1 protein-coding gene is annotated in these 597 nt (G+C 35.2%); it reads left to right on the top strand.

All coding sequences use genetic code 11. The features are described from left to right. Positions 1-159 precede the first annotated feature (159 nt). A partial coding sequence (locus DMP16_RS10670) for an FAD-dependent oxidoreductase (RefSeq protein ID WP_185957880.1) occupies positions 160-597 on the top strand: 438 nt, incomplete at its 3' end.

The following is a 597-nucleotide window of genomic DNA, read 5'->3' as shown; positions in this document are numbered from 1 at the left end:
GAAGTTGTTATATAAGGTTAAGTAAACGTTAGGGAATATTTTTCTAGTACTTTCTTCCTTTTATTACTAAAATTTTATCCTTAGATTATAAGTAAAAAGGCTAATATTAATCTATATTCACAGTAAGACTTTTTAACTATAAAAACAAGTAATAGTGAAATGGAGACAGATTACTTAATAGTAGGCGGAGGATTGGCTGGGGGATACGCCTCCCTCTCGATAAGGGAAAAGGACAAAAATGGAAAAATATTATTGATAAGTGAGGAGAAGGAATTACCATATGACAGGGTTCCCCTATCTAAAGAATTTTTACTAGATAAGATAGCTAAGGAACAGTTATACATCACTACTAGGGAAGAGCTGGAAAGCAATGCCGTGAATGTAGAGTTGGGGAGAAGGGTAATACAAATAGACCTATCCAATAGGGTTGCTAAATTAGATAATAACGAGAAGGTCAGTTTTAAGAAGATACTGATTTCAACTGGAGGAAGTCCTAGGAGACTTAGGATTGAGGGTAGTAATCTTGACGGTATCTATTACTTCAGGACTTTAGACGACGCTGAGAGGATAAAGTCCAAGTTATCTTCAGTTGGTAAC

Origin of the sequence: Sulfolobus sp. B1 (genome assembly GCF_007050195.1) — an archaeon.
In the GTDB taxonomy this organism is placed as follows: Archaea; Thermoproteota; Thermoprotei_A; order Sulfolobales; family Sulfolobaceae; genus Saccharolobus.
The sequence above is the reverse complement of the archived record's forward strand: the minus strand, read 5'-3'. Positions and strand labels throughout refer to the sequence as shown.